The 8,168-nt window shown below is 42.1% G+C and carries 9 protein-coding genes and 2 pseudogenes; 9 read left to right on the top strand and 2 right to left on the bottom strand.

Annotation, left to right across the window (positions count from 1 at the left end; genetic code table 11):
- The 3 genes from JCM14108_RS14330 to JCM14108_RS08065 all read left to right on the top strand — a co-directional run.
- A partial coding sequence (locus JCM14108_RS14330) for a zinc ribbon domain-containing protein (RefSeq protein WP_152536923.1) occupies window positions 1-108 on the top strand: 108 nt, incomplete at its 5' end.
- A gap of 177 nt (window positions 109-285) precedes the next feature.
- The gene (aguA, locus tag JCM14108_RS08070) at window positions 286-1,374 is read left to right on the top strand and encodes an agmatine deiminase (protein ID WP_035180028.1); all 1,089 of its coding nucleotides are present in this window, start codon (window positions 286-288) and stop codon (window positions 1,372-1,374) included.
- 10 nt (window positions 1,375-1,384) lie between these two features.
- A complete protein-coding gene (locus JCM14108_RS08065; protein WP_035180027.1) occupies window positions 1,385-2,173 on the top strand; it encodes a MurR/RpiR family transcriptional regulator in 789 nt (262 codons plus the stop codon).
- 76 nt (window positions 2,174-2,249) lie between these two features.
- On the opposite strand, the pseudogene JCM14108_RS08060 reads toward JCM14108_RS08065, so the two are convergent.
- Window positions 2,250-4,098 (bottom strand): annotated as a pseudogene (locus JCM14108_RS08060) (heavy metal translocating P-type ATPase).
- A 187-nt stretch (window positions 4,099-4,285) separates the two neighbouring features.
- On the opposite strand from JCM14108_RS08060, the gene JCM14108_RS08055 reads away from it, so the two are divergent.
- The 6 genes from JCM14108_RS08055 to JCM14108_RS08030 all read left to right on the top strand — a co-directional run bounded on the left by JCM14108_RS08055 (window position 4,286) and on the right by JCM14108_RS08030 (window position 7,153).
- A complete protein-coding gene (locus JCM14108_RS08055) occupies window positions 4,286-4,534 on the top strand; it encodes a hypothetical protein (protein ID WP_035180026.1) in 249 nt (82 codons plus the stop codon).
- Between the two features lie 76 nt (window positions 4,535-4,610).
- Window positions 4,611-5,012 carry a GNAT family N-acetyltransferase gene (locus JCM14108_RS08050; RefSeq protein WP_035180031.1) on the top strand — a complete coding sequence of 134 codons (402 nt, stop codon included), beginning with the start codon at window positions 4,611-4,613 and terminating at the stop codon, window positions 5,010-5,012.
- Window positions 5,013-5,015: 3 nt separating this feature from the next.
- On the top strand, window positions 5,016-5,411 hold the full coding sequence (locus JCM14108_RS08045; protein ID WP_035180025.1) for a GNAT family N-acetyltransferase: 396 nt from the start codon (window positions 5,016-5,018) through the stop codon (window positions 5,409-5,411).
- Window positions 5,412-5,631: 220 nt separating this feature from the next.
- The gene (locus tag JCM14108_RS08040) at window positions 5,632-5,814 is read left to right on the top strand and encodes a hypothetical protein (RefSeq protein WP_035180024.1); all 183 of its coding nucleotides are present in this window, start codon (window positions 5,632-5,634) and stop codon (window positions 5,812-5,814) included.
- A gap of 86 nt (window positions 5,815-5,900) precedes the next feature.
- Window positions 5,901-6,764 carry a CPBP family intramembrane glutamic endopeptidase gene (locus tag JCM14108_RS08035; RefSeq protein ID WP_081759877.1) on the top strand — a complete coding sequence of 288 codons (864 nt, stop codon included), beginning with the start codon at window positions 5,901-5,903 and terminating at the stop codon, window positions 6,762-6,764.
- A gap of 158 nt (window positions 6,765-6,922) precedes the next feature.
- On the top strand, window positions 6,923-7,153 hold the full coding sequence (locus JCM14108_RS08030; protein WP_035180029.1) for a hypothetical protein: 231 nt from the start codon (window positions 6,923-6,925) through the stop codon (window positions 7,151-7,153).
- 101 nt (window positions 7,154-7,254) lie between these two features.
- On the opposite strand, the pseudogene JCM14108_RS08025 reads toward JCM14108_RS08030, so the two are convergent.
- Window positions 7,255-8,123: pseudogene (locus JCM14108_RS08025) on the bottom strand (aldo/keto reductase).
- Window positions 8,124-8,168: the final 45 nt, after the last annotated feature.

The raw sequence follows: 8,168 nt of genomic DNA, 5'->3' as shown, positions 1-8,168 counted from the left end.
CCCTTAGTAATTCGGGAATGGACGTGTTCTGAGTGTCAGACCCATCACGATCGGGATATTAATGCGGCAGTTAATATCCTGAAGCGCGGATTAAAAGCTACTGGTTAGGGACTAGCCATGGTAAAAGAGCGGGGTTCTGTAAGTTAGGTGTTCGGCATACCGATGTAACAGCCTAAATACTACTTCGTGTTCCCAGAAGCTCGGTCATTCATGGCCGAGTAGTTCACTGGCTATTAAATTGGGGAACATGATAGAATTGATTTAGAAACGAGTCGAGGTAAAAAAATGGAAATTAGAAATTCAAATCCACAGCGGGATGGCTATTATTTGGCACCCGAGTGGCAGCATCACCGACAATCTTACATGATGTGGCCCCAAAGAACGGATAACTGGCGGGAAGGTGCCAAGCCGGCTCAAAAAACGTTTGCTGAAGTGGCTGCTAAGGTCAGTCAATATGAACCAGTAACGATGTTGGTCTCACGGGAACAGTATCAACACGCCCGACACGTCCTTTCCGAGAAAATCCGAGTCGTTGAAATGAGTTATAACGATGCCTGGATACGGGATATTGGGCCGGCTTATCTTATTAATCATGATCACCGGGTCCGGCTGGCTAATTGGCAGTTTAATGCGTGGGGTGGCTTGTTTGACGGTTTATATTTTCCGTGGGACCAGGATAACCTGGTAGCTGGAAAATTGGCTGATTTAGACCGGCTGAATTATTACAGCGTTGATTTTGTGCTGGAAGGCTGCGGTTACCAGACTGACGGTGAGGGAACCTTGATGGCAGTTGAAGAATCGGTTCTCTCGGAGGGGCGAAACGGTCAGGTTTCCAAAGCTGCCGTTGAGACAGTTTTAAAAAAGTATCTCGATGTTACCAAAATTATTTGGTTGGAACAGGGGTACTTTATGGACGAAACCAATGGGGATGTTGATAACCTGGTGACTTTTATTCGACCTGGGGAAGTCGCATTAAATTGGACGGAAGACCGGTCTGATCCGATGTTTGCAATCACGCATAAAGCCTTTAAAGTTTTAAACGGGGCTGTTGATGCCAAGGGGCGCAAGTTAAAAATTCACAAGGTCACGTTACCCAAGCCGCTGTTGGCAACGGCAGCAGAAAGTGAAGGCGTCGACCCGGTGAACGGTTTACTGCCAAGGTATGCCGGTGATCGATTGACGGCTTCCTACATTAACTGTTACTTAACGAACGGCGCCGTAATTTTACCTGTTTTTGGGGATGAACACGATCAAGCGGCTATTGATCAGTATCAGCAGCTGTTTCCTGATCGAAAAATCGAACCCGTATACGCGCGTGAATTGCTGCTTGGCGGCGGTAATATCCATTCAATCGTATTAGGCGTTCCGGACTAGAGGGATTTTAATGAATTTTTTTGAAATTATTAAGCCATATGTGGAAAAATTGACTAAAAATGAATATACACTGCTTGATTATGTGATTAAACATATGGCCGAAATTCAGAATAAAAGTATCCGGGAGGTCGCGGCAGCTTGCTTTGTCTCAACAACGACGTTTTTAAGGTTTGTCCGTAAAATCGGCTTTTCCGGGTATAGTGAATTTAGTACGGTGATCAAATATACTGTTTTAAATAGTGACAAGAAAACAGATCCAGATGTTAACTTTGTCGAGAAGCAATCTCAGTATCGGGGCGAATACCTTAAAAATATTGAAGAAACGATTCGGGTTCTCGATGAACGCAAACTTTTAAAAATTTGTCGGCAAATGGCGCATCATCCCAAGCTTTATTTTTATGCCAAGGGTTTCAGCAAGTATGCGACTGATTATATCGAATATTTGTATACGTTAAATGATTTTATTGTCGTTTTCCCCAAAAACTTTGAACAGCGAAAATTAGCTTACCGTAACGTTGACCAAAACGATCTCATCTTTGTGTTTGATTATGCCGGTGAGGATGATGAACTGATTTCAATTATTCAAAATCTAAAACGGCATAAAAATTACGCTGCGTTAGTTTCTATAACGGGGGCTAATAATAATACGATTCAAAATATGAGTGATGAAAATTTGTATTTATTTACCGATGAATTAAAGATTAATCAGGTTGATATGACCTCACATGTCTCATTAATTATTATTATGGAATTGCTGTTGTATCAGTATTTGGAATATGAAAAAAGTCAGGAATCGTAGTTAAAAAAGAGCCATTAATTGAGGGATTTCCCCGACTAATAGCCTTTTTATTATTGATTTCTGTAATTACTGGTTTTTAAGCTTTGGCAGGATGCTTTTTCCCATTTCCAGAAGAAATTGAGGTTACCTCAGTTTTGTCAATTCGAGCTCTCAGGGCCCATAAAATAGTAACGGTATCGACAACTTCCTGGAAAAGTGCGCCAATAATTGCCGGAATAACGCCGAAGCTGGCAATTAGCATTAGGACTAAACAAATAGCAATGCCGATTAAAACTGATTGGCGGGCCACACTCATGGTTTCCTTGGAGATGGCCACAGCTTTACCAACCAGACTCAAATCGTCTTTTAAGACTACGGCATCTGCCGATTCACTGGCAGCGGTGGAACCATGAGCCCCATCGCGATACCGACATCTGCTGTAGCCAGGGAAGGTGCGTCATTTACACCATCGCCAACCATACAAACGGGTCGTTCAGTATTATCAAGCTGATCCAAAACAGCAATTTTTTCCTTTGGCAGTTTTTCGGCATACACTTTATCGATGCCGACCTTATCGGCGATTTGCTGTGCGATTGGTTGACGGTCGCCGGAAATCATCATAATTTGCTTAACGCCGAGTTGATGTAGTCGTTCCATTACACGCTTAGCTTCGGGGCGCAGTTCGTCAGCAAAACTGACGTAGCGGCATAAGTGCCGTCAACGGATACATAGACGGTTGTTTTGTCAATTTTTTTAATGGGGTCAGGTGTAACAAATGCGGCTTTTCCGACTTTAACCAACTGACCGTCAATTATTGCAGAAACCCCTTCGGCAGTTGTTTCCCTAACATCTTGGGCAGTTGGAATTCGGTCGGGGATGGCCGCTACCAATGAGCGGGCCAGAATATGGCTGGATTGTTGTTCAGCACCGGCGGCCAATTGAAGAACCTGATCAGGCGTATAACCATTGGTTCCAAAAACATCATCAACGGTTAAATGTCCCTTGGTAATGGTTCCTGTTTTATCGAACGCAAATGTTTTTGCGCCGGCCAACTTTTCAATTATCGTTCCACTCTTAACAATAATCCCGTTTCGGCTGCCCCGGCTCATACCGGAAACCAGCGCGATTGGTGCGGCTAGGATTAGTGGGCAGGGGGAGGCGACAACCAGAACCTCCGCAAATCGGACCGGATCACCGGAAAGATACCAAGCGACTCCGGCGATAACATAGGCGGCTAGCGTAAATGGAACGGCGTACCGGTCTGCCAACCGAACAAAGTGAGCCGGTTGGGACTCGGCCTGTTTAACCAATCGGATAATGTTTTGATACTGACTATCATCAGCCGTTTTGTCGGCAATCATATAAAAAGAAGCGTCACCATTGACGGCCCCGGACATGACGTTATCACCGGTTTGCTTATCGATTGGTCGTGATTCACCGGTTAATGATGCTTCATCGACCGTAACGCAGCCTTCTGTAATGGTGCCGTCAACCGGAATAATTTCACCTGGTTTAACAAGCAGCCGGTCGCCAATTTTAACCACATCAATTTTGATATCTTGAATCGTATCGCCGCTAACAAGGTGTGCGGCAGTCGGTGAATTTTCAATTAATGACTTAAGCTCGGAATTGGCTTTATTAGCTGCGTAGTCTTCCAAGGCATCACCACCCGTTAACATTAACAGGACGATCATAGCCGCCCAATATTCGCCAACAACAATAGTGGCGATAACAGCAGTAATTGCTAATAAATCAACACCGAATTTACCAGAACGAAGGGTTTGAACCATGTCAATAAACATGAGCAGTGCAATCAGTGAGCCGAGAATCGAAATCGTAATTTGGGCGTATTGCGGTAATCCAAGTACAAACTGAAGCACTAATGCCAGTGCACTTACGATAAGCACACCGATTAAACGTCGATAGTTGGTTAACTGTGTTTTCATAATTTTCCTCCATTCCAAAACGGTTTATTTCTATCTACATTATAACAATTCTAAAGTAGGTAGTCGACAATAACGCTCACTGGTGAACAAGGCGTAAAATGACTTTGCGCCAGACTTGTTTTGAAAATCAGATTGGCTTAAACTGCATGTAAAGTTTGAATGGTTTCTTGAAGAGAGGATGATAGCAATGACAGCGAAAGAAGCGATTAGTCTGGCCAAAAAGCAGGGAATCTATGTCGACAAGAATTTGTTACAGCGCTGGGTTAATGATGGCCGATTTCAGACTACCGGTAGTTTTGATGATCAAACATTTGATATTGATCGTCAAAGTTTTACTGACTTTCTCACCCGGAACGCCAAGTCGATTAAACAATTTCAGGAAAAGATGCAAAAAGAGTTGATGGCTAAAATGGGCTTTATGCATGGATCGTTTTGATGACGGTTGTTGGGTTAGCCAGGTCTGCTTTTATCAAAAGACGAATTTTTATAATTTTGGGAGACTGTTAATAATTATGGTAGAAATTAAGGTTAATAAGCGAATAACGGTTAATCAGTTGCTGACTTTATACAAATCAGCTGGCTTTGTTGAAGAAAAGTGGTCGTATGACTCCAAGCGGCTTCAGACGATGTTGGATCACACACAATTAACAGCTACTATGTGGGAAAATGGGCAATTGATCGGCATGGCCCGTTGTCTGACAGATTATGAGGACAGCTGTTATTTGAGTGAAATTGTAATTTTGCCGGCTTATCAGAGAAAAGGGCTTGGCAAACAACTTTTGAAAACCATTCAGGCTTATTTGGGCAGTCGGGTAACAATTGTTTTGCGAGCTGACCCAGAAGCGATTGGGTTTTATAAGGCTTTGGGATATCAGAAGTTGTCAAAGTTAGTTCGGATTCGACGGGAGGCGTAGCAAATGATTATTTATTCGGCAACGGCGAAAATTAGTAGTAAGCAACTGGCCAACCTGATCGCACATTCGAAAAGTCAACGGCCGACTAATGACCTTGGCAGACTGACTCGAATGATTCGAAATGCCAACCTGTTGTACAGTGCCTGGGATGATGACCGGCTGGTAGGCGTGGTTCGTGGCTTTAGTGATGAAGCAACGTGTTGTTATTTATCCGAATTGGTTGTCAGGGATGATTACCCACAACTGGAAATCAGTCGAAAACTTATTAATAAGATCCATCGTGAGCTGGGCTCTGGTATATCGCTGGTTTCGGCAGTCATTCCGGATTCATTGGCAACTGATGAGAAAATGGGCTTTGAGCAGATTGATTCCGGCTTTCAGTTACCTCGAGAATACTGATTTAATAAAACGGTAACCACTTTAAAATGGTGGTTACGTTTTAGTTTGCGATCGATATTTTGAACTTAAATATGCTGATTAAAGCACATCCCTGTTACCGGTAAATCAACAAAGGCCATGGTTATTAGACATTGTCTGTTAATTAGAGACAGTGATTTCATTGACTTGTCGGTGCCCAGATGGTTAACCTGTAAACATCAAAACAAAAGGAGCGATTTTTATGCTTAATTCGAAAAAGAAAAATTTCAGTGAAGGTTTTAATAGTTTGGGTTCAATTAAGAATATCCAAGAATTATTCGGCAGCGAACTGTCATACATTCAAGGTGGGGTTCCCAGAATGCATCGTAGAATGGAAGATTGGGTTCATCAGTTTATGAAAGGATTTAACCGGACGTTTAAATAACCGATCAAGCAGGAGATTTAAATATAATGGTCAAATTGTAGGGTAGAATAATAAACTTAGCTAAAAAATATGAGGAGACGTAAAAGATGCAGGAAGAACAGCAAACAACAGCGCCGCTTAACAAACCGGAATTATCAAAAGCCAATCGTCAAAAGGAAAAGCGCTTTTTTAAATCAACGCCAATTTCACACACCATATACTATCTTTTAATTTCATTTTTATTGTATCAACTTGTGTCAGTGCCACTCCCGTTTGGCGAGTACATTCATGGTAGGTCACTGACATTTATAATCTTTTTCATTTTATTTGTGGGCATATTTGCCACAATTGCAATTAGATTTGCTTACAAGTCTTATCAAGAAATTATGACACCCAATGTTCGAATTGGCAGTCGCCACGTGAACTTCAAACAGGTATTTAAAGTTTTCGCGGTATCGTTGATTGCTGTCTTTGGGTTTAGTCTTCTTTCACATTTGGTTGTGTCAACAACTGAGAATCAGACATTTTTGGAAAAAAGTATCAATGTGAATACGGCTGTCGGCTTTGTTGTTATGGCTGTTATTGTTGCACCAATCCTTGAGGAGCTGATTTTTCGCGGACTTTTGATCAATCTGATTTTTAAAGATAATCTCTTTTGGCTGCCGATTGTTGTAAGCGCCGCTTTTTTTGCCTGGTTTCACGCTACGGCCAACATTCCCCAATACTTGGTATATTTAGTGATTGGGATAATCTTAGGGTATGCCTATATGAAAACGGGGCGATTGTTAACCTCGATTTTGGTACATATGGCTAACAACCTTTTGGCAACGTTTGGTTTCTTTCTTTCGCTTTCAGCTTTAGATGAAGTGTTAATCGTTGCTGCCGAAATTGTGGTAATTGGCGGATTGCTCTGGTTTGCCGAAAAAGTTGGTCTGAATGGTGAAAATAAGCCGCAAGAATTAAACGTCTGAATGAATTTTTGTCAAAAACCAATTTAAGCAAAAATAAAGATGAAGATGCACGTATATAATTTTAAAGGGTATGGTATGGGTGTTAGTTAGTTGAAGAAACATTATGAAGAATGGAGGCAGATTTAGGCTGTATCATGATAACAGCTTAATTGAAAAATATGTTAACCAAATACAGGCCTGAATTTGCGCAACGTTATAAGAAATTAACCAGTCATTATATTTTACTGGTTTTGGGAATAATTGAATTTATTCGAATGTGGATGGCCGGTCAGTTGCTATCACCTAATCTGTTGCTGCTGGCTGGTGGGATGTTACTTGTTTTAGTTGATGGAACCGTCAAATTTCTTAAAATCAAACAAAAAAAGATGCCGATGCATCCGTATCTATAATATTAAATAAGAGGCTGAGAGCCTAATACTCTCAACCCCTTATTTGATTTTTATAACTTTTTTGATTGATAATCGAAAACCGGTTTGCACTTTTTAGTAAGTTAGTTTGCCAAGTGACTTAATTGTTCAAAGTCTTCATCGCTTAAGTTAACATTGGCCGCGGCAACATTATCCTCCAAGTGCTGAATGGAAGAGGTTCCTGGAATTGGCAAGATATTTGGCGAACGTTTCAATAACCAGGCCAAGGCAATTTGGCGTCCGAAACATTGTATTTCTTTGCCAGCGCACTTAGCGGGCTGTCAGCCCCCGTTAGCTTACCGGTATTTAATGGGAACCAGGGAACAAAGGCCATGTGCTGTGATTCTGCGTAATCAACAACATCATCATCTTTATGATTGGCAACGTTGTAGAGATTTTCGATGGCGTCGATTTTGGCATACTTCTGGGCCTCTTTAATTTGATCGACGGTAACTTGGCTTAAGCCGATATGCTTAATTTTGCCTTCGTCCTGCATCTTTTTTAGCTCACCAACTTGATCGGCTACTGAGAAATGGCTGTCGATCCGGTGAAGGAACAAAAGGTCTTCGTGGTCGATGCCGAGCGCCATCATGGAAACTTCTACTTGTTGACGCAGATAGTTGGGTTCACCATGCGGTGTCCAAATTCCCGGTCCTTGACGAGTTTGACCGACTTTATCGGAAATGAAGATTTGCTCGCGATTGGCGGCTTTCTTTAAACCGGCTGCCAAATAGCGGTCGGCAAACCACGGACCGTATGAATCAGCGGTATCGAAGAAATTGATTCCCAGTTCGGTTGCTCTGACAATGACGGACTCAGCCTGCTTGGGGTCCTTATAAGGTCCCCAAGTGCCTGGACCGGTTAACTGCATGGTGCCGTATCCGAGACGATTAATTTTAAAAGTATCGTCAAACTTGTATGTGCCGGAATTGGCTGCATTTAAATCTGTCATTAAAGCCACTTCTTTCTTGTTTATTTGGTGCAACTCTATTTTAAA

This window comes from Lentilactobacillus farraginis DSM 18382 = JCM 14108 (assembly GCF_000583655.1).
Classification (GTDB): domain Bacteria; phylum Bacillota; class Bacilli; order Lactobacillales; family Lactobacillaceae; genus Lentilactobacillus; species Lentilactobacillus farraginis.
The sequence above is the reverse complement of the archived record's forward strand: the minus strand, read 5'-3'. Positions and strand labels throughout refer to the sequence as shown.

Excerpts from the sequence above, each read along its gene's own strand:
- JCM14108_RS08050 (WP_035180031.1), top strand. The coding sequence starts at position 4,611 with ATGGTAGAAATTAAGGTTAATAAGCGAATAACGGTTAATCAGTTGCTG.
- JCM14108_RS08030 (WP_035180029.1), top strand. The coding sequence starts at position 6,923 with ATGTTAACCAAATACAGGCCTGAATTTGCGCAACGTTATAAGAAATTA.
- JCM14108_RS08035 (WP_081759877.1), top strand. The coding sequence starts at position 5,901 with ATGCAGGAAGAACAGCAAACAACAGCGCCGCTTAACAAACCGGAATTA.
- JCM14108_RS08055 (WP_035180026.1), top strand. The coding sequence starts at position 4,286 with ATGACAGCGAAAGAAGCGATTAGTCTGGCCAAAAAGCAGGGAATCTAT.
- JCM14108_RS08040 (WP_035180024.1), top strand. The coding sequence starts at position 5,632 with ATGCTTAATTCGAAAAAGAAAAATTTCAGTGAAGGTTTTAATAGTTTG.
- aguA (WP_035180028.1), top strand. The coding sequence starts at position 286 with ATGGAAATTAGAAATTCAAATCCACAGCGGGATGGCTATTATTTGGCA.
- JCM14108_RS08065 (WP_035180027.1), top strand. The coding sequence starts at position 1,385 with ATGAATTTTTTTGAAATTATTAAGCCATATGTGGAAAAATTGACTAAA.
- JCM14108_RS08045 (WP_035180025.1), top strand. The coding sequence starts at position 5,016 with ATGATTATTTATTCGGCAACGGCGAAAATTAGTAGTAAGCAACTGGCC.